General features: G+C 57.0%; 17 protein-coding genes. 5 read left to right on the plus strand and 12 right to left on the minus strand.

Annotated elements, in window-relative coordinates:
- Positions 1–56 precede the first annotated feature (56 nt).
- The 3 genes from CCHOA_RS04655 to CCHOA_RS04660 form a co-directional block, all read right to left on the minus strand.
- Positions 57–1,385, minus strand: a complete 1,329-nt coding sequence (locus CCHOA_RS04655; RefSeq protein ID WP_123927509.1) for an MFS transporter — start codon at positions 1,383–1,385, stop codon at positions 57–59.
- A gap of 593 nt (positions 1,386–1,978) precedes the next feature.
- Positions 1,979–2,125, minus strand: a complete 147-nt coding sequence (locus tag CCHOA_RS10650; protein WP_164472391.1) for a hypothetical protein — start codon at positions 2,123–2,125, stop codon at positions 1,979–1,981.
- A gap of 83 nt (positions 2,126–2,208) precedes the next feature.
- Positions 2,209–3,462, minus strand: a complete 1,254-nt coding sequence (locus tag CCHOA_RS04660; protein WP_123927512.1) for an MFS transporter — start codon at positions 3,460–3,462, stop codon at positions 2,209–2,211.
- 302 nt (positions 3,463–3,764) lie between these two features.
- Here CCHOA_RS04660 and CCHOA_RS04665 point away from each other — a divergent pair, with 302 nt between their 5' ends.
- Positions 3,765–4,259, plus strand: coding sequence for a molybdopterin-binding protein (locus CCHOA_RS04665; protein WP_123927515.1), 495 nt, complete (start codon positions 3,765–3,767; stop codon positions 4,257–4,259).
- A gap of 45 nt (positions 4,260–4,304) precedes the next feature.
- On the opposite strand, the gene mobA is transcribed toward CCHOA_RS04665, so the two are convergent.
- The 4 genes from mobA to moaA form a co-directional block, all read right to left on the minus strand.
- Positions 4,305–4,889 carry a molybdenum cofactor guanylyltransferase gene (gene mobA / locus CCHOA_RS04670; protein ID WP_123927518.1) on the minus strand — a complete coding sequence of 195 codons (585 nt, stop codon included), beginning with the start codon at positions 4,887–4,889 and terminating at the stop codon, positions 4,305–4,307.
- Positions 4,886–5,365 carry a cyclic pyranopterin monophosphate synthase MoaC gene (gene moaC / locus CCHOA_RS04675; protein WP_123927521.1) on the minus strand — a complete coding sequence of 160 codons (480 nt, stop codon included), beginning with the start codon at positions 5,363–5,365 and terminating at the stop codon, positions 4,886–4,888. Before moaC ends, mobA begins: the two co-directional genes overlap by 4 nt.
- A 340-nt stretch (positions 5,366–5,705) precedes the next feature.
- Entirely contained in the window at positions 5,706–6,947 is a 1,242-nt protein-coding gene (locus tag CCHOA_RS04680) for a molybdopterin molybdotransferase MoeA (protein ID WP_123927525.1), read from the minus strand.
- Positions 6,948–7,078: 131 nt separating this feature from the next.
- Positions 7,079–8,263, minus strand: a complete 1,185-nt coding sequence (moaA, locus tag CCHOA_RS04685; RefSeq protein ID WP_123927528.1) for a GTP 3',8-cyclase MoaA — start codon at positions 8,261–8,263, stop codon at positions 7,079–7,081.
- A gap of 948 nt (positions 8,264–9,211) precedes the next feature.
- On the opposite strand from moaA, the gene CCHOA_RS04690 reads away from it, so the two are divergent.
- Complete coding sequence (locus CCHOA_RS04690; protein WP_123930825.1) at positions 9,212–10,816, plus strand: aspartate:alanine exchanger family transporter; 1,605 nt, start codon at positions 9,212–9,214, stop codon at positions 10,814–10,816.
- Positions 10,817–11,088: 272 nt separating this feature from the next.
- Here CCHOA_RS04690 and CCHOA_RS04695 read toward each other — a convergent pair whose 3' ends face one another.
- A complete protein-coding gene (locus CCHOA_RS04695; RefSeq protein WP_123930828.1) occupies positions 11,089–11,934 on the minus strand; it encodes a methyltransferase domain-containing protein in 846 nt (281 codons plus the stop codon).
- A 274-nt stretch (positions 11,935–12,208) separates the two neighbouring features.
- Between CCHOA_RS04695 and rpsA the strand changes: the two genes are divergently transcribed.
- Positions 12,209–13,672 carry a 30S ribosomal protein S1 gene (gene rpsA / locus CCHOA_RS04700; protein ID WP_123927531.1) on the plus strand — a complete coding sequence of 488 codons (1,464 nt, stop codon included), beginning with the start codon at positions 12,209–12,211 and terminating at the stop codon, positions 13,670–13,672.
- Positions 13,673–14,280: 608 nt separating this feature from the next.
- Here rpsA and CCHOA_RS04705 read toward each other — a convergent pair.
- From CCHOA_RS04705 to CCHOA_RS04715, 3 genes are all read right to left on the minus strand, one after another.
- Positions 14,281–15,180, minus strand: coding sequence for a DUF4862 family protein (locus CCHOA_RS04705; RefSeq protein ID WP_123927535.1), 900 nt, complete (start codon positions 15,178–15,180; stop codon positions 14,281–14,283).
- Between the two features lie 691 nt (positions 15,181–15,871).
- Positions 15,872–17,362, minus strand: a complete 1,491-nt coding sequence (locus CCHOA_RS04710; protein WP_123927538.1) for an MFS transporter — start codon at positions 17,360–17,362, stop codon at positions 15,872–15,874.
- Between the two features lie 184 nt (positions 17,363–17,546).
- On the minus strand, positions 17,547–19,841 hold the full coding sequence (locus CCHOA_RS04715) for a sialidase family protein (protein WP_123927541.1): 2,295 nt from the start codon (positions 19,839–19,841) through the stop codon (positions 17,547–17,549).
- Between the two features lie 1,462 nt (positions 19,842–21,303).
- Between CCHOA_RS04715 and CCHOA_RS04720 the strand changes: the two genes are divergently transcribed.
- The gene (locus CCHOA_RS04720; RefSeq protein ID WP_123927544.1) at positions 21,304–23,370 is read left to right on the plus strand and encodes a glucose PTS transporter subunit IIA; all 2,067 of its coding nucleotides are present in this window, start codon (positions 21,304–21,306) and stop codon (positions 23,368–23,370) included.
- 346 nt (positions 23,371–23,716) lie between these two features.
- Positions 23,717–24,337 carry a dephospho-CoA kinase gene (gene coaE / locus CCHOA_RS04725; RefSeq protein ID WP_123927547.1) on the plus strand — a complete coding sequence of 207 codons (621 nt, stop codon included), beginning with the start codon at positions 23,717–23,719 and terminating at the stop codon, positions 24,335–24,337.
- A gap of 210 nt (positions 24,338–24,547) precedes the next feature.
- Here coaE and CCHOA_RS04730 read toward each other — a convergent pair whose 3' ends face one another.
- The gene (locus tag CCHOA_RS04730) at positions 24,548–26,173 is read right to left on the minus strand and encodes a glycoside hydrolase family 183 protein (protein ID WP_123927550.1); all 1,626 of its coding nucleotides are present in this window, start codon (positions 26,171–26,173) and stop codon (positions 24,548–24,550) included.
- Between the last annotated feature and the right edge of the window lie 87 nt (positions 26,174–26,260).

The following is a 26,260-nucleotide window of genomic DNA, read 5'->3' on the forward strand; positions in this document are numbered from 1 at the left end:
TGATGAGATGACACTGTGCGCACCCCGCGAATCAGCGGGGGCGCAGCAGCTGCGAATTATCCCGGGAATGGGGCGCGTGGTCGGGCGTAGAACACCCAGGTCAATGCGGCACAGATCGCAAAGAACACGACACAACCCCAGTAGAATGCAACCGGTCCGACTGAAGAGACCAGCACACCGACGACAAATGGGCCGAAGGCCGCAATTGCAGCAGTCCAACCGATCACGCCACCGGCCTGGCGACGGTCGAAAATCATCGGCATCTGTTTGAAGGTGCCGGCGTTACCCAAACCGGTGAAGAAGAACATCACCAGCATCGCGCCGAGGAACCACCAGAAATCCGATGGATCATCAGGGTTGAGGAACAGCGCGGCAACAGCGGTGGAAACCGCCATCCCGGCACAGGAAACAAACGTCCAGATCGCGCCACCGAACTTGTCGCAGAGCGGACCCCAGGCGGCGCGCATTGCGGCCGAGATCAACGGGCCTAAGAATGCGAAGGCGGCACCTTTGGGTAGATCTTCCGCTGGGAAGGTCGCGGCAAGGTCAGAATCAGCGCCGAAAATGTTGTTCACCATCAAGGCGAATTGCGCCGCGAATCCGGAGAATGCGCCGAAGGTTGCCAGATAGATCAGGGTCATCACCCAGGTGTTTGTGTTGCCGAAGATGTCCATTTGCTGGCGGAAGTTTGCTTTCACCGGCACGTCTTTGAGATATACCCAAGCCAGTACGCCTGCCAGAATTGTCCACGGCACCATGAAAATAGCTGGGGTATGCACCCAGATTTCGGAACCGTCTGGTTTGATTTGTGGGGCAGCTTTCACCCCGAACAGGGAAAGCCCCATCAGCAGCGGGGCAACAAGCTGGATAAAGGAAACACCAAAGTTACCGATACCTGCCTGCAGGCCGAGTGCGGTGCCCGATTTTGCCTTCGGGAAGAAGTAGCCCGTCGATGGCATATATCCGGAGAAGATACCGCCGCCGATGCCGCCGGCAACCGACAGCACCAGCATCCACCAGTAGGGGGTTTCCGGGTTGAGGACGGCGAAGAACCAGCCGATCATTGGCAGCGCCAGAATAAATGACGAGATGGTCACCATTTTCCGGGTGCCGATGATGGGCGGCAGGAACATAAACAGCAGCCGGGAGAAACCAGCGGACAGGCCTGATGCCGACGACAACCAGTACAGCTGGGTTTTGCTGAAGCTAAATCCGATCTGGTTGAGTTGCGGGGCAATCGCGGAAACCAGATACCAGGTGGTAAAGCCGATGAACAGCGAATAAGTGGTGATGATGAGGGTGCGCCAGGCGATCTTTGCGTCCCATGATTCAGGCTGTTCCGGATTCCAGCCTTGCAGCACACGTCCGGAGGTATCCAACGTCACAGCTGCTCCTTCCAAGTCGTAGGGGGTGCCGTTGTTGCAACCGTGGTTCACAACAACGCCGCGGGGGTAACAAGGTTCCCTTTCGGTCAAGTGCGATCCACCCCTGGTGTTTTTGGGGTAGGAAGTGCAACAAGCTGGGATTCCTTGATATGCGAAGTTGTGTTCATCGTCTCATAGTCACTAGGTGATACCTAACACCACACTGTGCAGCTTGAGGTGTCAGATCCCGCACTGGGCAGGGGTGTTCCCTAATCGTGCAGGTAGCCCTATCACGGGTGAGCTGGCGAGTGGGAGAAAATTCCTTTTGTGAAACTTGTCACTCGGTAGGCTGGCGGCGATGAAATGTGGTTACACGCGATAATTCACGCCGTTGTAGCTGGTCTGCTTTTCCGTAGTATGGGTTATTTGTCTGACAAATCCGTCGGGGGTGTATGTCGGATCGGACATGCCGTAGCTGCGGATAATGCCAACCATTTCGGGTATTGCGAATCTCCCCTTGGTGAGGGCAACAAACGACAATCCCGCAGGCATCTCGCAACGGTCGCCTGGGGCAGGTAACGAGCAACAACCGCACCGCACACCGCCAAGCGTGCTTAGACCTTCGCATGCATTGCCCGGGGTTGGCTGCGGGTCGATGCTTGGTACTTGTCGCGGCGGAGAGTCGGCGGTGGTGACGACCGTCGTTGAGTGCTGCCCAATATTGCGAGGAAAAAGAAGAACAACGCCTGGAAACCACGCATAACTCGGGTTTCCAGGCGCTGTTGTACTCTCGCCTGCGCTGTGCCGTCCCTGAGGAACCAAACGCGGGGATTGCAGAGGGGAGTTAGACCACGTTGTGATGATCCACCGTGGTTGCTTTGATGCTGATGTGCATCCACACGGCGGTTGCCAGCACCAGCACAAACAGCACCGCAAACGGGGCAGTGGTTAATCCAGTCCACGCCTTGACATAGGCAAACATCGGTGGCAGGAAGAACCCGCCGAGCCCGCCAAGCATGCCAACCAACCCACCCACGGCGCCCACGTCATGCGGGAAATATTCTGGAATATGCTTATACACCGCAGCTTTACCGATACCCATGGCAGACCCCAGCACGAACACAATCGTGGTAAACGCGGCGAGTGGGAGGAAATTGCCTGGCAGGCTTAACACCAGCGACGAGATCAACATGACTGCAAAGGTGCCGTACATTGCGCGGCGTGCCCCGAACTTATCGGAAAACCAACCACCCACCGGGCGCAGGAGTGAAGCTGGGAAAATAAACGTCGCAGTCAAAAGCCCAGCTTTTGCAAGAGAGACATCAAAATTAGTGATGTAGTACTTCGGCAGAATTGACGACAAGGCCACATAGGCGCCGAAGACGACAACGTAGTACAGGCTAAAACGCCAAACCCGAACTTGCCGAAGGGGTCGCAGCATCGCCCCAAGACTCCGGGAATTGCCGCTGGTTCGGTCGGTAGCAGGAGTCAACACTGCCATTGCCACCGCAATAATGAGCAACAGCACCGTGTAGACCAGCGGAATAAGTCGCCAGCCGCCGGGGATGACGCCAAAATAGGTTGCCCCAGCAGTGGCGGTGATGAGCACCGGGCCGATGAACTTTGTCACCGAGGCGCCAACATTGCCGGCCCCGAACACGCCGAGTGCTAAGCCTTGTCGATGCTTCGGAAACCAGGCAGCATTCCATGTAGTGCCCGCGGTAAACGAGTTGCCGGCAAAGCCGACGAGGAAAGCAAGAATCAAGATGGCGGTATAGCTTTGCGCAAATGCAACAGCAAAGGATGCAATAGCTGAAAATATGGTGATAACCAGCATCACCTTCCGGCCACCGAAGCGGTCAGCCAGCAGACCTGCCGGTAGGCGCCACAGGGAGCCGTTCAAAATCGCCACAGCGAGCACCCAGGACAGTTGGGTGTCACTGAAACCGAATTCTTCCTGAATGGGGGTGCCAAGGATGCCGAACATCAGCCACACCGCAAACATCAAGGTGAAAGCGGCAGTGGACAGGGTAAGGACGGCGTTGGCGCCTTTGGGAGTGGTGGTAGTAGCCGGCCCGAGAAGGGGTCGAGTGCCCATGGCGGAGCTCTTTCTTCGCGTGTGCCACCCTCGGCGACAGTCAACCAATAATGGATATTGGACATGCGCGAACACAGCGGGGCTGTGGCGGGTATGAGCCGGGCGGCGGGAACAAGGGGCAAAACTGAGGAGTCGACTGCATATCGATCGGGGAGTCGACCCGAAGTTGTCTGATAAACAACGTCACTTGCATGGTAGAGCAGATCAATGGTGTGACCAACTTATGCGGCCTGCTGACGCTGTGATCTTGATAACTGTTATCACGGGTGAAGGACAAGGCCATGGGTGTAGACTGCTACCCCATGAGTGAATCACTTACCGCAGCCATCGTCGTAGTCTCTGACCGGATCGTTGCTGGGCAGCGTGACAACACGGTCACGCCCTTGCTGCAGGACTTACTAGCGGCTGAAAACATCACCGTTATTGACGCGCGGGTAATCGAAGAGGGCTTTGATCCTATCGCCACCACCCTGGACGAATTGTTGCGCGAGCAACCGTCGCTCATTATCACCGCCGGCGGCACCGGTATTGGTCGACGCAACATGGTGCCGGAAGCTACAGCACTCGTGCTTGCCACCCGATTGGCCGGTATTGAACATCAGGTGCTGCGCAAAGGGCTAGATTCCACACCCTTAGCCGGGCTCTCCCGGGGCATGATCGGAGTCACTGGTCGCGATAGCTCGGCGACGATTATCGCGAATGCCCCCAGCTCAACCGGCGGTGTCAAAGATCTCGCAGCGGTGCTCTTGCCATTGCTGCCCAATATTCGGGAAGGACTGACCCGCGAAGAGCGCTAACGACCCGGAGCAACAATGGTTGGGTGTGCTGGATGACTGCGGGGATTAACTGGGAGGATTATCTACCGGCCCGAATTTAGCGATTTCGGCAAGCGTGTCATAGTCGCGGCCGCGGGAATCGACGGGAACCACCACCGGATCAATATCGCGGAGCAAGGCCTTTGCTGGTTTGTTGTGTGGTTCACCAAGTTGCACCAATGCCTGCGCCAACACTGTGACCGGCCAACAGCTCAACAACGGTTGAAGGTGGTCATCGAGGGTCGCCACCGCCGCACTGTTGGTTGCTTGCGTGAGGAGCTCAGGAAGTACGGCAGGGCTTTCTGGCGCATCAACACTGATGACTGCGATTGTGGAACAGGTAGTTCGCCGCAACGAAAAACCTGCCGCAATCCCTGCCGCAGGTCCGCCAAACGGTGGTGATTCTTGGGTGAATGCAATCTCAAACGGATAGTCGGCGGTGGGAATAGGTAACGCCGGCCCTACAAGGATCACCCGTCCGGGAAGCTCGGGTAGTGCTGCAACATGTTCTAAGACATGGTCAATAAGCCGTTTGCCGGCAACCCGCAGTTGCGCTTTATCGCATCCCATCCGACGGCTCGTCCCCCCGTGGAGCACAATAATGTCGATCATACGGCAGGCAACTCTCGTTCCCAGTCACCTGATCGACCACCGGATTTAGCAACAATCCCACACTGGGCGATATAGGCGCTGCGATCCACACCTTTGACCATATCGATGAGGGTCAGTGCGCTGACAGTTACCGCGGTGAGCGCCTCCATTTCCACCCCGGTACGATCGGCGGTCTTTACTGTGGCACTGATCTTGACCCCATCGTCGACGATGGACAGATCGACGGCACAACCATGCACCCCGATGGTGTGGGCTAGTGGGAGTAAATCAGGGACTTTTTTCGCCGCTGCAATACCTGCCACTCGGGCAACTGCCAGCACATCACCTTTTGGCACTGTCCCGTTGCGCAATGCTTCGACAACGACGCCGGAGCAGCGCACAAATCCTTCCGCAGTGGCGCTGCGGCGAGTGGGTTGTTTCTCTGTGACATCAACCATGTAGGCGTCGCCGGCGGTGGTGAGGTGAGTGAACTTCATCGGTGGTCTTTCTGTGAAAGGAAGAGGTGGTCAAATAGGGGACATCTGCTGGTTGCACCAGTTGCAAGACTGTTGGCACTGGGTTGTATGTGGCACGACGCTTGCGGTTGTCTTTTCCTGCTCCTGCCGCAGGTGTAGCCGAAAATAGCAGCGAAAGACAAGGGATAAAGCTTGATTGTCGCGAGTTGTGTTGTGGTTGTGGCCGTTGCGGCTGTCGCCAATTTCAGCCTCGCGCGCTATCACGCTGCGACATGGCTGCCGATCGACAATAGCGAAGGCGTAGCTGTTTTCGTACCGGTGTGATGTCAGCGGTGTGAATGCTTCAAGGGGGAGACACCGCTTAGGTGGCGTATTGGTCAAGGAGCAGCACTTGCACATGTGTAGATGGGGTTGCTTGCGGTGGCAGCACAATAAGCGCCTGTGCGCCAGCCATGGCGGTGGCGAAATGGGAACCAAACCCACGCTGTGTCGGACATACAGTGTCACCACTGTGGCACACTGCCGGAATGATCCGCACCCGACTTTTGTGAGCCTGGACGTCACCGTCAAGTTTCCGCTCGACGAACTGCAGCGGCGGGGCGGGTTGGCCGCCAAGTACCTGCAGAACTGGGGCAACGAAAAGATGAAAGGACACCCATGCACTAACTGGGTTTCCCGGCAGCGCCACAACGACTGCATCCCCAATGCGACCAAGGCCTTGCGGCTTCCCTGGTTGCATGGCGACTTGGGTAAAGGTGAGCTGCTCGCCGAAGGCTGCTTTCACAGGATCAAACGCCCCTGCGGAAACCCCGCCGGTTGTAATGATGAGGTCGTGGGTTGCGGCCAGCTGAGTCATCTGCTGGCTGAAGGTGTCAGGATCATCCCCAAGGTGAACCTGGTCTATGTGGTCACTATAAGCAGCAGCGAGTGCCTGTAGCATCGGTCCGTTACTGTCCGGTATTTGACCAGGGGCAAGGGCACAACCTGGGGGAAGTAGTTCATCTCCTGAACTGACGACCGCCACCCGCGGTTTGACGAAGGTTGGCACGGTGCTATGTCCAGTACTTGCCAAGGCGGCGATGACACCGGCATCAATTCGACTACCTTGTGCTACGACTCGATCGCCTGGTTGCAGGTGTTCCCCGGCGCGGCGAATATGTGCCCCGAGCGTTGGTGCGGCTTCGATGGTGACGGTCGCTGGGAGCGGCTGAGGACCTGGGGCGATATTGGTGTATTCGACAGGTATAACCGTGCAAGTGTCCTCGTCACCGGGTGCTATTGGGGCGCCGGTAAAAATTCGTAGTAGGTGTCCGGCGGGAACCGGCTGTGGGGCGCTACCAGCGGGAATATCGCCAGCAACAGGCAGGGTGCAAGGGAATTGTGCAGGGAGATCAGTATTGCGGATGATGAACCCGTCCATTGCGGAGTTAGTCCATGGGGGAATAGCTACCTGGGCGGTGACATCACTTGCAGCAATCTTGTTGTGCGCCTGCGCAAGCGGCAGGGTTGCCACCGGTGGGCGATAGTCTTCGGCCATGGTGAGGCACTGCTGGCGGTATTGCGCAATGGTGGCAAGTGGTTGTTTATGGAACGTGTGGTTCATAGATAACTGGATCGTTTCCTGGTGTTGCCGGGTTGTGTGCTGTTGGGTAAGTGGTGGATGCAGCCTCTTGGGATGAGGTGGCAGGGCGACTACGCGCTGCTAGGTGTGTTGGGTGCCCTGCCATTTTTCGGCTAGCCGCCGATTGCGCTCATGGTTCGATCGGGCTGTAAGAATCCTGGGTCGTTGATGCCATGTCCGGGGAGTTTGCCCCACATGGCCTGTGCCCATGCGGTGGCGATGGCGGTGTCATCAGCGCCTTGCCGGAGCAGATCGCGTAGCGAGGTTTCTTCGTGACTGAACAAACAGTTGCGGATAGCGCCGTCGGTAGTAAGCCGGGTGCGATCGCAAGCCCCACAAAATGGTCGGGTGACACTGGCGATGATTCCAATGTGGCCAGTCTCACCGTTGTCTAGGGTGTAGCGCCACAGGTCAGCAGGTGCACTGCCACGCTCGAGTTGGGCAGGGGTGAGTTCCCCGCCGGTGCGCAGGGTGTGCATAATCTCGGCGGCGGTGACCATGCCGCTGCGGTCCCATTTGCCTGCAGGCCCTAGTGGCATCTGCTCGATAAATCGCAGATGGTAGCCGTTGGTGATTGCCCAGCGTGCCATCGGTAGGATATCGACTTCGTTGATTCCAGGCATGATGACCGTATTGATTTTTACCGGGGTGAGACCAGCGTCATGGGCTGCGGCAATTCCGGCGAGCACATCGTCGAGACGGTCCCGGCGGGAGAGTTGGTGATATCGGGTGCGGTCGAGGGAATCGAGGGAGATATTGACTCGGTTCAGGCCGGCTGCCGCGAGTCGTTTCGCCTGTTTATCAAGGCCGAGTCCGTTGGTGGTCAGTGCCGTGTGAACCGGCGCGCCGCTGGCGGTGGTCAGCGCACTGGTCGCGGCAATAATCTTGGCAAGGGATTTGCGCAGTAGCGGCTCCCCGCCAGTAAACCGGACTTGGGATATGTGTAAACGCTCAACGCCGATCGTGATGAGCCGAATGACTTCTTCGTCGGTGAGGCATTCCTCGGTGGGGATCCAGGGCAGGCCGTCGGCGGGCATGCAGTACGTGCAGCGTAGATTACAGCGGTCAGTGAGCGATACGCGCAGATCGTGCGCTACCCGGCCGTATTGGTCGCGCAACTGGCCAGGTTTGCCTGCGGTAATTGCCGGATCAATCGTAACTGGTGGGGTAGTGGATGTGGCCTGCGTTGTGGGCAGAGTCGATACGACAGGATGGTCGTGTGTGCCGTGCGTGCCCCGGGCAGTGGTGGCGCGGGGTATCGATGGCGTGTGCAGTGTCAACGGTTTTGGTGCAGGCATAACACTGCCCAGCGTACTGGGATTATCACGGGTGAACCAACCTGGCCGGATAATTCCCCAGATGGGGATGAATTGGTGATGGTGTGGGGCCGACGCTTGCCGGATGGGCAGTGGTGGTTGTTGCCCCGGGTTGTGGGGCAACCCAGTGTCGATATGGTTGCCACTGCCGTGGGAATCTGCGCGGTGGAACGCTTTGGTGGCGGGACCTATCCGCAATGTGGGATTATCGCAACCACATGTGGGGCATGAAAGTGGGATTATGCACAATTTGGGGCGCGCATACCTGACAGATCTTGCCCGGTGATGGCGGTACTGTCATTGGAAAAAACGCTGTTCAGCCGGCTATTAACCCCCAAAAGTGGGCATCATGGAAGCAAAGAGTCGACTGTCTGATCGGGCAGTGGACGGTTGGAAATTTTGCCGAAAAAGGCGTTTGATCAGTGGGAGCGTTCCGGTACCACAGCAGCACACCACACAGATCGGTGGTGTGACGCACCACGATGGTTCCGGGACACCGTGGTGCAGTTGTGTACAACACTGAGTCAATCTTCTTGCTGAGCTTCTTGTGGTCCAGCAACAAGACCGGCGCGGGGCGTGCTGGCTGGCAACTGGATCACCCTGTCCCCACCGAAAGGCGCGGACGAAAAAACAGCGTCTAGCGCTGTTGCTCTTTATGTGTTGTCGACTACTTACCGCAAGGTGAATCACCCTGTATGAGCAAATAGTCGATATCTCCGGGTGGGCATGTCCAACTTCCCCGATGTGGTGTGCAACGGGGCAGGTGTCGTTGACTACCCGCAGCACAGCTGGGCTGCATTTGCTCGTCGCTGCAATACGCGGCGGGCGGGGAATCACCCGGTACACAACCATGTCCTGGTTTTCCTACCAGTCTGCGAAAACCACCAAATTTCAACCGTCATCCGAGACGTCAGGAGTTCAGTGTTGGCTATATTGGAATACTTAGCAACACAACCGCTACTCGCACTCTTTCTCATTATGGGAGTGGGGTTAGCCCTTGGAAAGGTGCGAGTGTTTGGCATCTCGCTCGGTGCTGCGGCAGTGCTCTTTGTGGCTGTCGGGGTTTCGACGGTCTATCCCGAACTGACATTTCCGCCGCTGCTGTTCCAATTCGGGCTGGCAGTATTCGTCTATGCGATTGGTCTGTCAGCGGGACGCGCATTCTTTGCCGAATTTCGATATCGCGGCTGGAAACTCACAGTGTTCGCCATCGTGCTCCTCACCGTGATGACTGGGGTGGCCTACCTTTTTATCGGCTTATTCGGCCTCAATGAGCGTATCGGTGCTGGCATGTATGCCGGCTCGCTGACCTCTACACCAGGTATGGCTGCAGTGGTAGCCCTCTTGGAGAAAATCGATCCCAGCGTCGCCTCCGAACCGGTGGTGGGCTATTCACTGGCCTATCCCGGGGCGGTACTTGGAACGATCGTGGTAGCCGTCATTGGTGCTGCCGTATTGAAAGTGGATCACCACCAAGATGCAGTGGATGAAGGGATGTTTACCTCCCCTCTGGAATGGACAGGGGTGCGGCTTCGCCCAGGCATTACCGGCCAAGTACGTGATCTGGCGACTATCGCCGGTGAAGAAATCCTCGCCACTCGCGTCATTATCGATAATCAACGCCACGAACTCGCAGAACCATTTGTGCGTCTCGAACCAGGCATGGTGCTGCTGATCCACGGTGACGGAGCAGCACTGCAGCGAGCAATCGCCAAATTGGGCGAAGAAGTCGTCATCGAGCTGTCCCATTCAGATTTGGACTACCGGGTGGTGACCGTATCCAACGAAGCGATTACCGGCCGGCCACTAGGCGAACTCGACACAGTGCAAAACGGATTTATGCTCGCCCGGATTCGCCGCGGCGATCAGGAACTTGTGGCAGAGCCCGAAGAAACCCTCGAGCTTTCTGACCGGGTGCGAGTTATTGCCCCGTCGACTCGGATGAACGAGGCGTATAAATTCTTGGGTAACTCTGAGCGGCAGCTAGCCGATGTTGATTTGTTGCCGCTGGCCATGGGGCTCGTTGCCGGTATGCTCATTGGTATTATTCCAATCCCGCTGCCGGGGGGAAATGTGTTGCAGCTCGGATTTGGTGGCGGCCCTATTGTTGCCGGGCTGATTCTTGGTGCGCTGGGTCGCACCGGCCGATTCAACTGGCAGCTGCCATATCACGCCAATCGCACCATTGGCTCGCTGGGCTTGGTGATCTTCTTAGCCGGGGTGGGTACTTCCGCGGGGAAAGGATTCAAAGCCGCCCTTACCGACCCTTCTTCGCTGAAAGTCGTCGCCGCAGGGTTTATCATCACCGTGATCACCATGACGATTTGTGGTGTGGTGTGCACCCGGCTGCTGAAGTTGAAGTGGGATGAGGCAATGGGGGTTGCGGCAGGTATCACCACCAACCCGGCTGTGATCTCATTTTTGAACGTGCAAACCAAAACCGAGCTTGCCACCCGCGGCTATGCCACCGTGTATCCGGCGGCGATGATCGGCAAAATTGTGGCCTGTCAGCTGTTGATGATGGCGTTTTTGTAACAACCGGACCCAAACCCTGACTGGCCAGCGCCGGCTGTGCCGGGCAGGCGGGGTTTGCTCACAGTGGGGCGGCTGCTTGTTGACCGCAGTTTCGCCACAGCTTGCATGACACGACAACGAAGCCCAACACCAACCGATTCATGCGGTGGCGTTGGGCTTTGTCTGGTGTTGGGGGATAGTGCAAAAGCAGACACCGAGCCGCTTCGCTGCAGGGCAATGTAGCCGGCGGCAGGGGACCATACCGCCGATCCTGTTGTTTTAGTGAGGCCAGGCTAGCTCGCCAAATGGGCGACAAAAATCGCTGTACCAGGAATAATGCGGCCACGCAGGGGAGAGAATTGGTTAAAAGACTCTTCCAAATCTTCCGGCCACTCCGGCTCAATGAGGTCGTCGAGGACAAATCCGGCATGCAACAATTCCCGGATCCGATCCCCCATGGTGCGGTGATGCTCGGCATAGGTCATCGTGCGGCTGTGCGGATCCCGCTCGACATACGGTGTGCGGTCGAAATAGCTGAGATAGGCGGTAAGCCCATCTTCGCCAGGATCGTCAGCAAAGACCCACCGAAACGGATGCAACACAGAAAATACCAGTTTCCCACCGGGGCGAAGCACCCGGGCAATCTCCTGCATAAGCCCTTGCGAATCGGCAACAAAACCAATTGCCCCATAGGCGGTAAACGCCACATCGAAACTATTGTCGGCAAATGGCATTCGGCAAGCATCGGCTTGCACCAGTGGAATACTGGGCTCCTTGGTGGTGGGATCGATTCCGTGCCGCAACATGCCCAGCGAAATATCTAGTCCCACAATGGAGCCAACTCCGTCGCGGGCGAGCCATCGTCCACAGGGGGCAGACCCGCACCCAAATTCGAGCACATCCTTATCACTTACGTCGCCGAGCAGCCGATGCTCTGCTTCGTCATAAAACTCTGGCGACCATAAGAAACGGCCGTCATGGTGAAGTCCTAAAAAGTTGGCGTGTTCGACATGGTAATTGTCGGCGTCAAAATCCCACCAAATGCGGTTGGCACGAACGGACTCGTCACCGGTTGCATCACCGAAACCGCCAGGGGCTGTCGATGGTTGAGGCTGTGGGTTGCCCGGTTGAGGTTGCATGGTCACGCTAAATTTGCTTCCTACCTTGCGCTTTGACTACTGTTTATGGAGTATGTCTGCGCACGCTCTCGCGTGGCTATTTTTATAGGAGAATAACCACCCGGTACGTGCGCGTGCCACGACCCATCATAACCAGCGGGTATAGCTTCAAACTATAGCCCGCAAGTGAGCGGGATAAGAACTTTGCAGGATTGTTGGCAAAGTGCACATTCCTTTGGCGGCATACACACCCTGTCCGTTTACGATTCCTATACTTTTTTGGAGCACATACCTTATGCCCACCAATAACACCCCTCAGGTGGCCGTCAACGATATCGGATCCACCGAGGACTTCCTCGCTGCTGTCGACGCCACCATCAAGTACTTCAATGACGGCGACATCGTCGAGGGCACGGTCGTCAAGGTCGACCGTGACGAAGTTCTTCTTGACATCGGATACAAGACCGAAGGTGTCATCCTTGCCCGCGAGCTGTCGATCAAGCACGACATTGACCCTGATGAAGTGGTCTCTGTTGGCGACCAGATCGATGCGCTGGTGTTGACCAAGGAAGACAAAGAAGGACGCTTGATGCTGTCGAAGAAGCGTGCTCAGTACGAGCGTGCTTGGGGCAACATCGAAGAGCTGAAAGAAAAGGACGAGCCGGTTACCGGTAAGGTCATCGAGGTCGTCAAGGGTGGTCTTATCCTCGACATCGGCCTGCGTGGCTTCCTCCCAGCATCGCTGGTGGAAATGCGTCGCGTCCGCGATCTGGATCCGTACATCGGCCAGGAGATCGAAGCGAAGATCATTGAGCTCGACAAGAACCGCAACAATGTGGTGCTGTCCCGTCGGGCATGGCTCGAGCAGACCCAGTCTGAGGTTCGCTCCGAATTCCTGCACCAGCTGCAAAAGGGTCAGGTTCGCAAGGGCATGGTGTCCTCCATCGTCAACTTCGGCGCATTCGTCGATCTCGGCGGTGTCGACGGCCTGGTTCACGTCTCCGAACTGTCCTGGAAGCACATCGATCACCCGAACGAAGTTGTTGCCGTCGGCGACGAAGTTACCGTTGAGGTGCTCGACGTTGATCTCGACCGGGAGCGTGTATCCCTGTCGCTGAAGGCCACCATGGAAGACCCATGGCGCGTATTCGCCCGCACTCATGCGGTCGGCCAGATCGTGCCAGGCAAGGTCACCAAGCTGGTTCCATTCGGTGCGTTCGTCCGCGTCGAAGAGGGCATCGAAGGCCTCGTGCACATCTCTGAGCTGGCTCAGCGCCACGTTGAGGTGCCGGATCAGGTTGTCAACGTCGGTGAAGAAGCCATGGTTAAGGTCATCGACATCGACCTGGAACGTCGCCGGATCTCCCTGTCGCTGAAGCAGGCTGACGAAGACTACCAGGAAGAGTTCGACCCGTCGAAGTACGGCATGGCCGACTCCTACGACGAGCAGGGCAACTACATCTTCCCAGAAGGTTTCGACCCAGAGACCAACGAATGGCTCGAAGGCTTCGAAGAGCAGCGCCAGGATTGGGAAGCTCGCTACGCCGAGTCGGAGCGTCGCCACCAGCTGCACACTGCGCAAATCGAGCGCAACCGTGCCGCCGCAGAGAAGGCTACCGAAGCACAGCTGAGCAACTACTCGTCTGAAGCTCCAGCTAACGATGCGCCGGCTGCTGCAGCCTCCAGCCAGGAAGCTGGCGGATCGCTGGCTTCCGATGAGCAGCTCGCTGCACTGCGCGAAAAGCTTGCCGGCAGCTAAACCCACTTTAGGCAGGCCGCTGATGTCGGCTAGCCAGTAGGTTGATCGCTAACAACATAGGGACGCCGACTCCACCGAAGCTGAACAAGCTGCGGAGGAGTTGGCGTCTTTTTCTGCTACCTCACCGGATACCACTTGCACCCGCAGGCGTCGCTGGCGGGTAGGTGGATGCGAGCCGCTGAAAAGCTGTCACAAGCACTTCGCCGGTGAGACCCACAAAATATCGTCTGCTGTCGTTGCAGCTGAGCGAATATCGTCAGGCTGCAGGGCTTGCTGGTTGCCCCGCGTACACCCCTACACCAAGTGTTGCTGTGAAGCAGCTGACCTTCTCGCTGCGGCGGTCACCATAGGAGCGACATCTCAGCAGTGCCAAAGGGCTAGTCGAAGCTTGCGTTGCCTGTGCACCTTCCGCCCTCCGAAGATAAACAGCTATGGGCACCAGCTGAACAGCAGCGTTGCAGCACAAGGTTGGGGAAGATAAAAAATAGCGCCTGAGCGGGACCGAAGTTGGCCACGCTCAGGCTTGCCCCTTACCGGAATGTGATGCACACACCCTGCGCGGCGAGGAGAAAAACAATGATCGCTGTTGCGGGAAAACCCTGCGCCGGCTATCTGTTGCCGCAGACCGCCTGGTGGATATTGCCGATCATCGCGATGCGTTGCTCGATGGATGCATCCTTTGGCACACAGCATTTCGCGCCAAGATAGGCCAGCTCAACATCCCCGAGTGCCGCCACCGATTCGGCAACCTTGTCAGGAGTCATCAGGGAAGCTGGTTCATCGGTCGACAGCGGCAAATGCCCATCAATCCACACCGGTCCATAGATGGTTTCCTCCGGTGACGCCCCAGAAAACAGCATGCCAGCCAGCAACCCTGATTCGGCAGCAATTCGGGCATGTTCAGCTGGGGCAACATCACCTCGGGATCCCACCGCAGAGCGACCCCAGTTGAGCGAGACATGCAACCCCAACTCGTTGGCGACAGCTAGTTCTTCCTCTAACAGGAGGAACCCTTTTTCCGGGGTGTGGGTGGTGGAACGTTCATCGCAATGCTCGATAACAATTTTCGTGTCCCCCCAATCCCAGCTGGCAACTTCTGCCAGGGAGTCTCGGAAGATCGCCGGGACCGCAATACTTGTCGGTGCCGAATGCAGTGCCACCCAATCAAACACATGGCCGGCGGAGGTGTGCATCTGCTCAATCCGGTTGCGAATCTTAGCGGTGAAATCGAGGGCTGCCTTGCGCCCATCCGCATCCGGAGATCCGAGGCCGAAGTTTGGGTTATCCCACACACTGACCATCGTCCCAGGAATGGCGGTGAGCACACTGTGGGTGAACCGATCCTTGAGCAGCGGGGTGAGAATATCTGGCTGCTCTAGCAGCTGTCCGGGGAAGGGCACTTCAAGCCCGTCCACCCAGCCAGTGTCAGCGAGCGCTGCGTAAAACTCGGTTTGGCCGGGAAGATCTGCCGGCTGGGCGGCATAAGCGCCAACGACAAAATTCGTCATGGCTTACACACTCCTTCAAATCGTGTGGTGTGAATATCGTTATTGTCAGCTTGTACTTGGCGCACCCGTGGTGGAATGCACTAGCTGGGCAAGACTGCAGGTTTCCTACGTCTTACCTACTGGGTTGCTACCTGCGGCGAGCGTAAGCGAGAGTGTCGCAAACGACACCCCGCTTCGGCCACAACTCCATGTTGTCTGACAAATAGATCTGCTGATTAGTGTACTCCCAAGGCGATAGGTTGCTGGGAGCTTTCCTGCAAAGCGGCCGCTGCATACTGGTGGTATTGGCCACAATTGCTACCGGCGGGCGATGTCGCCAAGTGTTGTTCTACCGGGCAGGTACAAGGTGGCGGTTTGCCGGCGTGGCAGCTGTTGTCTGAGAGGTGTGTTGTTCTGAAAAAGGAGTTGCCTGCTCGGCATTGACCACCAGGATTCGGTCCTATTGCAGGGAACAAGCAGCACCCCGCCATCACACCGGTCAAGCTCGACGATTGCGCGTGCTTCGGGTGTCGCCACGATCGGTGGCAAGAAACGGCGGGGTGCGGCAGATGTGGCAGCGTTTGTGCACTGCCGACGGTGATGCGATCGCTACTGGTGTGACGTGGTGTCCACTGAAGGCGCGGCACGCCACAGGGTTTCCCTGTTGTTGCGTCACATCACCGAATAGTGATGTCTGGCAAGACCCAGTGGTTTAGGCTTTGGCGATGATCTCGTCGTTGCCGTCTTCTGGACGAACCGCGTCGGCGTTGACCATCTTTTGGAACACACGTGGCAGGTTCAGGCCAATGGACAGGACAACAATACCGGCGAAGCCAACTGAGAGCACTGCCAGGGCGCCACCGAAGCCGAGCGAGGAGCCAGCAAGTGCAGCACCCAGGATCGGGCCGACAGCACCACCGAGGGCACCAACGTTGTAGCAGAAGCCCAGGCCGGCGGCACGGCGCTCGATCGGGAAGTAGGAGGCCACCCACTTCGGCAACAGACCAGAGATGCCCTGACCAAACATTTGGTTGATAAACAGCAGGGCAGCAACCAGTGCAACCAGTTCACCGTTTTGCATAAAGAGCGGGAACACGATGGTCTGCGAGATGATAATCGAGATTGCGTACCATTTGCGCATACCGAACTTGTCACCAGCGAAACCAGCAAGAATATAGCCGGCTGCGTTACCGAATCCGGCAAAAGTAATCACGTTGGCGACGGTGTCAGGATCCATGCCAACATCCTTGAGATAGGTCGGCAGCAGACCCTGGATCGGCCAGGTGTACATAAACGAAGCGAAGATGGTGAGCATGATAGCCACACCGATCACCCAGCGCTGTGGATCGAATTGGTAGATGAAGAAGATAAAGATCGCTGCACAGATGATGGCCAATGGCACAATCAGTGTGGCACCAATCGTGCGCGAGAAGATCAGCAGCAGGAATGCGGCGGCAGCTACCACGAGAATGATGTTGAGGATCTTCTTGTTGCCACCGAAGAGTACGGTGAGCATGTCGTGGTCTTTCGCCTGTGCACCGGCAGCTTTCTTATCCTCCCAGTCGTCTGCTTCCGGCAGGGAACGACGCATATAGATAGCGACAACAATCGGGATGATGCCAGTTAAGAACAGGGCACGCCAACCCCAACCAGCGTGGATGGAGTTATCAACCCATTGCACAAGATACTTGTCAACCTGAGCGGCAAGGATCACACCAAAGGCGAAACCGGAAAGCAAGAAGCCGGAGGCCTTGTTGCGCATATGCTTCGGCCAGGATTCGATGATGTAGGTGGCCGACGAGGAGTATTCACCGGCCATGGCGAAGCCGATCACCAAGCGGCAGATAAACAGTACCCAGAAGCCGGGGGCGAAAGCCATGAGAATGGAACCAGCGGCGAAGAGGAAGATCGACAGGATCATCGCTGGTTTGCGGCCGAGCTTGTCGGCTAATGCGCCCAGGATCAGTCCGCCAAACCAGCGAGAGACGAAGGCGGCCGAGACCAATGCTGCCGACTGCACGAGTGAAAGATCGAAGGCTTCTTTAATTGCTGGCAGTGCGAAGGAGATGAGCACAAAGTCGTAGCCGTCAAGCAGGACGCCAAGCCATGCGGCAAAGAATGCCTTCCACTTTTCCTTGGAAAGTTGCTTATACCAGGGGAGATGGAGGTTGTTGGCGGATTCGCCAACGGTTGTAGATTGCATATTGCATCAACCTTTCGAGAATCTGTAGTAATAAAGCTAAGTCAGATAATGGTTTTGGGGGTGCCTGGCGGATCGACACTCCGGCGGCGACATGCCCCGGTAGCGCCGACCCGCTAACAGGCAAGCCCACATGCCGCGAAGCTTCGTCTTGCCCCAAGGGGGAGAGCTAGCCTCGCAGGAATAGTTAGCTCATGGTGTTTTGGGAAGCTGTCAACCAACGCAGCGGAACCCGCGTGAAGTACAGGCCTTGGGTTTCCCGCTCCCAGAGCAGACCAATATCGCCATTGGCAAGCTGCGTCATGCACTGATAGACGTAATGGCGTGGGTTGAATACCCGGTTATGTGGCCAGGTCTTGCCATCATCAAGGCTGAGGCGCAACACACCACAGCCACGGAAGGGCAGCATCTGGGAGGCATTCGCGAATACGATGCCGGGTTCTCCGTCAACATCGACCGCAATCGCATTAGGTTGGGAGAAGATTTCGGTGAGCTGCTCGGCATACTCCATGTCTTCCCAGGTCTGACCACCGTCGTAGGAGATCGCGTGGCCTACTCGCCCAGAAGGATGCTGGTTGCGCATAAAGACGTGTACTGCCCCGGTGGAATCCTCGACGAGCACCGATTCGTGCAGCGAACCACGATCGTCGGTGAGACGTCGGGAAGTGAGCGTTTCGCCGAACAGCTCTCGTCCGTCATTAGGTGAGTCGGACAGTGTCCAATGTTCACCTGCGTCATCGGTGTAGATGACAGCGCAAGAGAAGGTTCGTCCTTCTTCATGGTTGTAATAGACCGGCACGAGAATGCGTCCCGCGAATTTCCCCTTCTTCAGTTGAATACCGTTGCCCGGGGAGGTGCCAAAAAAGCGCATCCAAGGCAGCTTTACCTGGGAGGTGATATCGATTGGCGCGGAGAACGTTTCTCCATCGTCATCGCTGGTGATCATCTGCAGATACGAAGTGCGGTGGGTAAACAGCGTTTCGTTGGTATCGACCCCATAGGCCAGGTAGATATTGCCGCCGGGTTGACCATTTGCGGTGACGTCACCTGACTGGCTGACGACATAGTCGGTGGCATCACCGGCAATCGTTGTCACACTTCCATCGGACTGAAGGAGGAATTCTTCCCCTGCTCGATTGTGCAGAATCATCCGGCCGTTGTCGTCATAGCCGGTGCCCGTGGCGCAGTTTGGCTGGCCGATACCGCCAGGGAAGTGGTCGATCACGACCAGGACTTTGCCGGAGGCTTCATCTTGGACGAGTACCGAGTCAATGACTGATGCTCCTTCGCGGCCTTCCCCCGGGTATTCGATGAGCGTTTGCATCTCTTCCCAGGTTTCACCATCGTCGAGACTGCGACGCATCACGAAGTCAATATCGTTAGGCGAGTCGTTGGCAATGCTGACGCGACGATCCGCGCCGGCTAAGATCACCCCAGAGTTGAGTCGGAGCAGCGAGGGAATCCGGTAGCTGATTGATCCGTGAAACCCGGTATCAAACAGCGCCCGTGTCTCTAATGGGGCAACACCTGCTAACCGCTTCACCTGGGCATCGCTGAGTACGGTGTCATAGATCGCAGCGGTTTGTGCTTCGCCGAACAGTCGAGAGTTCTCCAAGTCCATTCCGACGGTCACCCGGGTCAGTGGGGCGATATCGGCAAAGAATGCAGCCCCTGGTGCAAGTCCAATTTGGAATCCATCGACGTAGAGTATGAGCGCACCCCGCCCGGAAGTGAGCACGACATCGTGCCAGTCACCATCGTCATAGTGTCCATTGCCCGTAACTTCGGCGATGAGCGTGTTTGATTCAAACACGCGGAAGACGAGATCGCCCTCTTCAACACAGAGTTCGAGGCGACCGCGCTCACCACTGGCGCCGATTATGGTTCCGCCTTGACCGATACCGCGGCAGCGGAAGCGGGCACGGATGCTCCCGCGGGTGAGTTCGCCACAGCGTTTTGCATCACGTGTGGAAAGTTCCGCTGCAGCAAATTCAACGAACGGGCTAGCCGCAACTGCGTGTGCCACCATCATCTGATTTGTTTCGGGCTCGGGGAATACGCGAAGCCGCTGAACATCGGTAACTCCTTGTGGATCAAGAACGATGCGCGGCTGGTCAAGTTCAGCCAGCCAGCCAACCGGAGTGGTGGAGAACGCTTCGTAACCATCGACGTAGAGATGTAGCCCGGTCTCATTTGCGGTCAAGCCAAGGGTGTGGATGCTTCCATCGTCGATACCGAGGGTATCCTCCGCATCAATATGGCGGTGTTGGTCGCCGATTGTGATTGAACCGTCGATGCGACCGCCGCTGATGGCGAGATCAATTGAACCGTTTTCGCCTGAGATGGAAAGTAACGGGGCATCGATGGTGGTGGCGAACTGCACCACAATTGAACCCAGCGCGGTGGCTAACGAATCCAGCTTTATCGGGCTATGGATTGGTGCAGATAGGTCGAGCACTTCCGGTGCATTGTGCGTTGACATAATTTCGCGACTCCTTAGAAGTTCTGCGAGAAGTGGCTGAGATTTGTATGTTGCTCAGCAATATGATGACTGACATGTCTTACAAGTATTTTCTAGCACCTGTCGGATGACTTGTGTTCACAATCAACTATGAACTAGCAAGTGAGATAAGTCACAAGCATTTAGAATTGATGGGAATTGTTGACAAAAATAGACTTTGAGCAGGAGATTCCTTAAGCCTTTCATCTTTCGGCAATGTCGAGTGGGTGGCTCTGCCTTTAAGTTTCGTATGACCAATGGGGGTAAATCTGCGGGTACCCTCCTGTTGAAATATGGGAAGCGGTATCCCACCTGTCCGATCATTAGGGTTAAAGATACTGTCGGCCGATCGGGGCTGTCGAAGGCATTCTGCGATCGAGGTCTGTTTGTTGAAGTGGCCGGATCGTGTGAATGTGTTTGGCTGCGGTTGCGTACTCCATCCCTTGGGATTTGTCACTGCTGGATGTGGGTTTTCTTCTTTGTGGCGTGAGGGGCCTGAGATTTTTGTCATTCGGCGATGTGGCAATTCAGTGTCCTGTTATGTATCTGCTGGAATGCCCCGCACTGCAGCTTTGGTTACGGGTAGGTCTTGATCGGATTGTGAACCGAGTGGGAGGTGCCTTAGATCTTGGATTTCCCTTACCTTTTCGCGGCTCTGTGAGCAATCACACACCGTGAAAAAGGTTGGGGGTGATGGGGGAGGAAAATGCATAGGTAGCCGGGGGTATATGTGGGTAATGCGGTGCTGCATTGAATGATTGCAACTGATTGAAACCGCGCATTACCTATCAAAAGCACTGCATTGTAGGGGTGGGGGTGGGGGCGGCGAGGGGAAGGCGGGGAAATGGTGCGGTCGTGGATTGCTGGCGGAATTGGGGGTGTGTTCAGATGTCATGCAATTGGCAAAAACCGACAATTCTGTGCAAAAGGTATGACGATTGGGTATTGCCGCTGCGCGCATCTGGTTACTGCATCGACCTGTGTTTATCTGCATTATGCTGGGAAAATAGGCTTTCCATGGATGCCATGCCGGAAGAGAGGAGTCTTTGTAAAAAGGTGAAATGAGCTTATTATTTAGCTGAGCTCACTTCCTTTGCATGACCTCATACAGGGCGTCAATGGGAGGTGAACACAGCTCCTTGTATCGTGCGGTGCACCCCGTCCTGTGGCCTGCTTACAACAACATCAACACCATGTGTGTCCTACACCATGGTTGTGGTGTCGTGTTAGCACAAGTCACGACTGGACGACGTTGCACCGATCCAGGTCGGAAATGACTGAGACCTGGCAGCGCTGGGAGCTGATGACAAGCAGCAGCTCAACGGATACCTGGCGGAAGAGTGTTTCCGCCCAGGGTCGAAGTCGCCCTAGAGTGGTTTCGTTTTTCTTCGGTTGGGTGCTGCGCCAATGACGAAAGTCTCGGAAAGAAAGGGTCTTCACAGCAATGGCGTCATCCATTTCGACGACCTCAGAATTTATTCTCGACAAGATTGGTGGGGCGAGTAACGTCAAGTCGTTGACGCACTGCGCTACCCGCCTCCGTTTCCAGCTCAACGAATCCTCGTTAGCTGATCAGGATGCGCTGGATAACCACCCAGACGTGCTCGGTGTGGTGCCGCAGGGCTCCAACGGTTTGCAGGTCATCATGGGTGGTGGCGTTGCTGACTATTACAAGGCGCTGCAGGCGCTGCCAGGTATGGGCGAAGATGCTCGTCCGGCTGCTGCAAGCTCCGGGAAGAAGGAATATGGCGGTGTCCGCGCCAAGTATGGCTGGGTGGACTACTGCTTCGAGTTCCTCTCTGATACATTCCGCCCCATCTTGTGGGCGCTGCTCGGTGCGTCGCTCATCATCACCTTGATGGTGCTGTTCGACACCTTCGGTATCAACGACTTCCGTGCGGAACAACAGCCACCAACCTTCGGGTTCATGATGGCTATGTGGCGTTCGGTGTTCTACTTCCTGCCGATCATGGTTGGTGCTACCGCCGCCCGTAAGCTTGGTGCAAACGAGTGGGTTGGTGCAGCGATTCCAGCTGCCTTGCTTACCCCAGAGTTCAAAGCACTCGGTGATGTCGGAGAGACGATTCACGTCTTCGGTCTGCCAATGGTGCTCAACGACTACGGCGGACAGGTGTTCCCGCCGCTGATCTCTGCGATCGCCCTTTACTGGGTGGAGAAGCTGCTCAAGGCCATCATTCCGCAGTCCGTGCAGATGGTGTTCGTGCCATTCTTCTCGATGCTCATCGTGATCCCAGCGACCGCCTTCCTGCTTGGCCCATTCGGTATCGGTGTCGGTAACGGCATCTCCTCGGTGCTGGAAGCCATCAACAACTTCTCGCCGATCATCCTCGCGATTGTTATCCCGCTGCTGTACCCATTCCTGGTGCCGCTGGGTCTGCACTGGCCGCTGAACGCCATCATGATTCAGAACATCGCCACCTTGGGCTACGACTTCATCCAAGGCCCAATGGGTGCCTGGAACTTCGCCTGCTTCGGCACCATCACCGGTGTGTTCATCGTTGCCCTGCGTGACCGTGACCGCAACGTTCGCCAGATTTCGCTTGGTGCGATGATGGCAGGTCTGCTGGGTGGTATCTCCGAGCCTTCGCTCTACGGTGTGCTGCTGCGCTACCGCAAGAGCTATCTGCGCCTGCTGCCTGGCTGTTTCGTCGGTGGTGCCGTCATGGGTCTGCTGCCTTACGCCTTCGGCCAGGATTCGGTGACCACCAACGCATTCGTGTTCACTTCACTGCTGACCACTGTGGCCTTCAAGCCACTGCCGGTGTATGTCATCGGTATCGCCGCCGCCTACTTCACCTCCCTGCTGCTGGTGGTCTTCTTCGACTACCGCACCAAGGAAGAACGAGACAAGGCTCGCGCTGCAGCTCAAGAATTCGAAGCCAAGCAAGCTGCTGAACTCGCTGCTGCTTCTCCTGCTGCTCCCGCACCAGCGGCAGCTGCCGCACCGGTAGCGGCAGCACCAGCCGCAGCTGCTGCCCCGGCCGCTGTTGCTGTTGCTGAAAAGCCGGTGAAAACTGCCATGCAGCCAGGTGCCATCACCATTTTGGAGGCACCACTGGAAGGCAACGTGGTTCCACTGACTGAGGTTCCGGATCCTATCTTCTCCGCCGGTAAACTCGGCCACGGTGTAGCTATTCAGCCCACCGGCGACACCGTCTACGCACCAGCTGATGGTGTGGTGATGGTCAAGCAGGATCACGCTGTGGCGCTGCGTCTCGACAACGGTATTGAACTGCTCGTTCACGTCGGTCTCGACACCGTCGAGATGGAAGGCCGTGGCTTTACTGCCCACGTTCAGCAGAAAGACCGCGTCAAAGCCGGCGATCCGTTGCTGAGCTTCGACAAGGCAGCCATCGATGCCGCTGGTAAGCCTTCGATCACCCCGGTGGTGGTCACCAACCGCAAGAAGTTCGCTTCTGTGGAAGGACGCACCAACTACCCGGTTGCTGTTGGTGGCGATCTGCTCACCATCACCGCAAAAAGCGAGTAGTCCCCCGCAAATCTTGCGGGAACGCTACAGCATGGCGCACCAGTGGCCTGCAGCGCCGGGTAAACCCGGCGATAGGCCACTAGCACCATAAACCTTTCACAAAACACCACACTCCCGATTCCGGATCGCCGTTGCGAATCGGTGGGAGTGTGGTGTTTTTTATTTACCGACAACGGCTGGTTGCCAGTGGCGGCTGATATTCCCGCATGCGACCGGGCGGCGAACACGATGCAACCTGGTTGCACCGCTCTTTGCTGTACAGCCTTGTAGCGCTATGCGCTGGAAAGCCGGTTCCAACAGCTGGGCAGATAGCCGCCGAGCAGCAGCCGCGGGTTAGCATAGGGGCATGGACATTGTTGGACTCACTGGCGGTATCGGTTCCGGGAAAACCACCGTCGCGGCTCTGTTTGCCGACCACGGATTTGCCATAGTTGACGCCGACGAACTTGCCCGGGCAGCAGTTGCCACCGGATCACCCGCGCTGCCGCTATTAGCAGAAACCTTCGGCGCTGACATTCTTAATCCTGACGGTAGCCTTCATCGCGGCGCCCTTGCAGCTAGAGCATTTCGCGACAGTGCAGCGACTGCCAAACTCAACGCCATCGTGCACCCCATGGTGGCTGCCGCCGCCAAACAGCGTTTCCAGGCATTAGCTCAAGACCCCGCCACTGTGGGGATTATCTATGATGTGCCGCTGCTGCTGGAGAACCGACGAGAAGACGAATTCGCCAAAATTGTCGTCGTTCACTGTCCCGAAGCGCTTCGCCTCACCCGGTTGACCACTCAACGCGGCATGACGAAAGCTGATGCGCAACGGCGCATGAAAGCACAAGTCACCGACGAACAACGCCTCGCCGCAGCCGACATTGTGATCGATAATTCTGGCAGTCTGGAACACACCCGCCAGCAAGTCGCAGCCGCAGCAGCCCAGCTCAAAAGCTATCTACAACCCAGCTCGTCGGCATAGCAGTTCCCCCTGCAGGCCGCGACTGCTCATGGTTTACTGCACGTGGCAGCGGTTATTCCCGGCCCAGGACAGCGGCTGCCCAATTGCACGCCACGGATCTTAGGTGCACCGTTGATCGGGCTGCCGCACCGCAGCCAACCATGGTGGGCAAGCGTGATCTGCCATCAGCAATGCGTTCGCTCGCTGCGAAGGTGCGGGCAGCAGTGTCGCCTAGCGGAGCTCCTCTTCGGGTCGAATGGCCTGCGGCGCCGCATCCTCCTCAACAGGAATAAATGGCGGTGTATCGCCGGTACGGTAATCGTAGAAGCCCGTAACCACCACACCATCACCGTCGGTGTCATGCGGCAGCGGGGTCACAGCTGGGGGAAGCGACCTGCTACCAGCCGGCGAATTCAGCCGCAGCTGGGAAAGATCCGTGCGCATCACCATCGCGTTATAGTTCGACCAGGTCGTCGCCACATAATATAAATATTTCCCATCGCTGCCCGGCAGCACATAGGTGCCATACAAATCCGGAATCGTCGCCGCCGAAATCACCGTCGTCGGCCTGCTCCACGGGCCTTCCAACCGGTCAGCGGTGGCGATCTGCAGACCGTTATACAGTGCAATCCACTGTCCCAAATATTCGTTGAAGCTCACCGACACTTCACTCACCGGCGCCGGCAGCACCGGTGCTGCTAGCGCCGGGGTCACCGCTACATCGTGGTCTTCATCGGGTTCAAGCCAGCGTTGCCCATCCCACCAGGAAAATCGTTGCTCATCGGGGAAATCATCCGCAGGAATCCGTGACAAATACGCGGCACCGCTGCGGCCCGCAGGAGTAGAGAACCGATACACATAGCCGTCCTCCGACTCGCCACGGCCATCGCCCAGCACAAAAGCAGTCATCTGAGTGCGATTATCACCCGGCCGATACGCATCAAACCAGCCCAAACCCGGATGGCTGACAGCGGTGATTGCATTTCGGCGCACAGAACTATCAACCACTGTCCAATGCGTCATATCGGTGGACTTCACCGTCGCAGCATAGTTGGTATCCCAATTGCCTGGCGTACCCCACTCGCGCACCGACATATAGTCCACATAATAGGTGTCGCCAATCCGGATAGCGCCAGTTGGAATAGTGGTTCGCTCCTTGCCATCCAGCTTGAGCGAAGGAATAAATTCGGTAGCAAACCCCTGCGACGCCCAACCATTAGCAGTCAACGCCGAATCGACATACACCCCATCGGCATACACCGTGTCGTTCGAATGTAACGCCACATTCGACCGCCACTGGGCAAGACCACCACAATTGGTAGTGTCACCAAAAATGAGATAATAACCGCCCCGTCCATCATCGAGCACGATCCCCAAATCAGTGCCACCAACCCCAAAACGGGTATCGGTACGCCCCGGAGAACCAGGTCCGGTCACCAATCCAATCGCCTGCGTATGTCCCGCTAGCACCGGTAACTTTCCTGGGGCATCAGTCAGCCACGGTGGGGCAAACGATGACGAAGTCTCCCCAGAGTCACGTTGAGAAGCCGATGCAGGAACGAGATCTGCTGATCCAACTTCTGCGGAAAGCACCGAAGAACCAGCAGAACCAAACAAGGTCGCCAACACACCTTGCGGAGTAGAGGATTGGCTCGACAACTTCTCCGAAGATGTACCGTGATAGGCGATACGGGTCTGCTCATAGCCTTCACACCCAAACGCGCCTGCAACCGGCGACAACCCTGGGGCGGTAAAGGAAGCAATCGCGGAGATCGCTGCCACCAGCAGTACACGGGGACGCCTGTAGGGAACAACACCTTGACCGCGGGACAAGATCTGGGGGGCTGTGAAATCCATGCTCGCTATTATGCTGGATCATCGCCTCGAACCCGCAACCGGCCAGGATCAACCACCACCGGTCAAGTGGCACACCGCAAACAGCAG

Origin of the sequence: Corynebacterium choanae, from assembly GCF_003813965.1 — a bacterium.
GTDB classification, from domain to species: domain Bacteria; phylum Actinomycetota; class Actinomycetes; order Mycobacteriales; family Mycobacteriaceae; genus Corynebacterium; species Corynebacterium choanae.

What these genes read in the sequence shown, in the direction of transcription:
- rpsA (WP_123927531.1), top strand. Translation starts at nt 12,209, where the DNA reads ATGCCCACCAATAACACCCCTCAGGTGGCCGTCAACGATATCGGATCC.
- CCHOA_RS04705 (WP_123927535.1), bottom strand. Translation starts at nt 15,180, where the DNA reads ATGACGAATTTTGTCGTTGGCGCTTATGCCGCCCAGCCGGCAGATCTT.
- CCHOA_RS04680 (WP_123927525.1), bottom strand. Translation starts at nt 6,947, where the DNA reads ATGAACCACACGTTCCATAAACAACCACTTGCCACCATTGCGCAATAC.
- coaE (WP_123927547.1), top strand. Translation starts at nt 23,717, where the DNA reads ATGGACATTGTTGGACTCACTGGCGGTATCGGTTCCGGGAAAACCACC.
- CCHOA_RS10650 (WP_164472391.1), bottom strand. Translation starts at nt 2,125, where the DNA reads ATGCGTGGTTTCCAGGCGTTGTTCTTCTTTTTCCTCGCAATATTGGGC.
- CCHOA_RS04720 (WP_123927544.1), top strand. Translation starts at nt 21,304, where the DNA reads ATGGCGTCATCCATTTCGACGACCTCAGAATTTATTCTCGACAAGATT.
- CCHOA_RS04730 (WP_123927550.1), bottom strand. Translation starts at nt 26,173, where the DNA reads ATGGATTTCACAGCCCCCCAGATCTTGTCCCGCGGTCAAGGTGTTGTT.
- CCHOA_RS04665 (WP_123927515.1), top strand. Translation starts at nt 3,765, where the DNA reads ATGAGTGAATCACTTACCGCAGCCATCGTCGTAGTCTCTGACCGGATC.
- CCHOA_RS04660 (WP_123927512.1), bottom strand. Translation starts at nt 3,462, where the DNA reads ATGGGCACTCGACCCCTTCTCGGGCCGGCTACTACCACCACTCCCAAA.
- CCHOA_RS04715 (WP_123927541.1), bottom strand. Translation starts at nt 19,841, where the DNA reads ATGTCAACGCACAATGCACCGGAAGTGCTCGACCTATCTGCACCAATC.
- moaA (WP_123927528.1), bottom strand. Translation starts at nt 8,263, where the DNA reads ATGCCTGCACCAAAACCGTTGACACTGCACACGCCATCGATACCCCGC.
- moaC (WP_123927521.1), bottom strand. Translation starts at nt 5,365, where the DNA reads ATGAAGTTCACTCACCTCACCACCGCCGGCGACGCCTACATGGTTGAT.
- CCHOA_RS04710 (WP_123927538.1), bottom strand. Translation starts at nt 17,362, where the DNA reads ATGCAATCTACAACCGTTGGCGAATCCGCCAACAACCTCCATCTCCCC.
- mobA (WP_123927518.1), bottom strand. Translation starts at nt 4,889, where the DNA reads ATGATCGACATTATTGTGCTCCACGGGGGGACGAGCCGTCGGATGGGA.
- CCHOA_RS04695 (WP_123930828.1), bottom strand. Translation starts at nt 11,934, where the DNA reads ATGCAACCTCAACCGGGCAACCCACAGCCTCAACCATCGACAGCCCCT.